This window comes from Streptomyces sp. NPDC006385 (assembly GCF_040612485.1).
Lineage (GTDB): Bacteria > Actinomycetota > Actinomycetes > Streptomycetales > Streptomycetaceae > Streptomyces.
Genome location: NZ_JBEXQG010000173.1, coordinates 1 through 1,689, shown reverse-complemented (window position 1 = coordinate 1,689; position 1,689 = coordinate 1). Strand labels below are relative to the sequence as shown.

The following is a 1,689-nucleotide window of genomic DNA, read 5'->3' as shown; positions in this document are numbered from 1 at the left end:
CAACACCCACAGCACCCCGGGTCACACACCACAACGGCGCCTCGACCCCGGCATCCCCCAACGCCTGCACCAACTGAAGCGTCCCGCCCAGACCCGCCGACTCGTCCAACGCCAGCAACGACACCACCCCGGCCGGAGCCGCCACACCCCGCAGCACCCCAGCCAACCCGGCCCGATCAACACCCGGCTCGACCGGCAGCCGCAGCACCCGGGCCCCCCTCGCGTCGAGAGCCTGGACCAGCACAGACGTCCACTCGTCCTCGGCAAGGGCTAGGGGCACCGCGACGAGCCAGGTGCCGGACAGAGCCTCCGCCTTCGCGGGCACCGGCCTCCACGCGACGCGGTACTGCCAGCCCTCCAGCCGGGCCTCGTCCCGCTGCTCCTGCCGCCAGGCCGACAGCGCCGGCAGCGCCGCCTTCAACGGCTCGTCCGGCGACACCCCGAGGGCCGAGGCCAGCAACTCCAGGTCGCCGTTCTCCACAACCTCCCAGAAGCGCGCGTCGGCCGGATCAGCCGCCACCACATCCGACAGAGCCGGGGCGTCGAGCCAGTAGCGGCTGCGCTGGAAGGCATACGTCGGCAGGTCGACATGGTGTGCCCCGGTACCAGCGAACGCCTGCGCCCAGTCCACTTCCACGCCGTGGACCCACAGCTCACCCAGGGAAGTCAGGAAGCGGTCCAGACCGCCGTCCTCACGGCGCAGGGTGCCGGTGACGGCCGCCTCGTCGGCGGTGTCCTGGATGCTCATCGCGAGCACCGGATGCGCCGACACCTCCACGAACACGGCATGGTCCTGGTCGGCGAGGGTGCGTACGGCGTCCTCGAAACGGACCGTTCGGCGCAGGTTGCGATACCAATAGCCGACGTCCAGGGCCTGCGTGTTCAGCCAGTCGGCCTCCACCGTGGAGAAGAACGGGACTGTGGCGGTCTGCGGACGGACCTCGGCCAGGACCCGGGCCAGCTCCTCCTCGATCCGCTCCACATGGGAGGTGTGGGAGGCGTAATCCACCGGGATACGGCGGGCACGGACCTCGTCGGCCTCACAGCCGACGATCAGCTCATCCAGAGCCTGCGGCTCGCCCGCCACCACGACCGAAGCCGGGCCGTTCAGAGCGGCGATCTCGATACGACCGTCCCAGGCGGCGATCCGCTCGGCAGCCTGCTCCGCACTGAGGGCCAGGGAGACCATGCCACCGTCACCGGCCAGGCTCGCCGCGATCGCCTTCGACCGCAGGGCGACCACCCGGGCGCCATCCTTGAGGGTCAGCCCGCCCGCGACGCACGCGGCAGCGATCTCACCCTGCGAATGCCCCACCACAGCAGCCGGCTCGACGCCGTACGAACGCCACAGCGCCGCCAGCGACACCATCACCGCCCACGACAACGGCTGCACCACATCGACGCGCTCCAACGACGGAGCACCCGCAGTCCCACGCAGGACCGCCTCGGCGTCCCAGTCCACGAACTCCGCAAGAGCCTCGGCACACTCAGCGAACCGCTCAGCGAACACCGGGGCGGAGTCGAGGAGTCCCACGCCCATCCCGGCCCACTGCGCACCCTGACCCGGGAACACGAACACCACCCGGCCACCAGAACCCATCCCGGCGTTCACGTCACCAAGCCCGGCGAGGAGTTCCTCCCGATCACGGCCCACCACAACCGCCCGGTGCTCGAACCGCGCCCGCCCCG

1 protein-coding gene is annotated in these 1,689 nt (G+C 71.0%); it reads right to left on the bottom strand.

The genetic code is table 11. From position 1 onward, the window contains the following. Nucleotides 1-1,689 (bottom strand): acyltransferase domain-containing protein (locus tag ABZ078_RS44360; protein WP_356584384.1); only part of this gene is annotated, 1,689 nt, incomplete at both ends.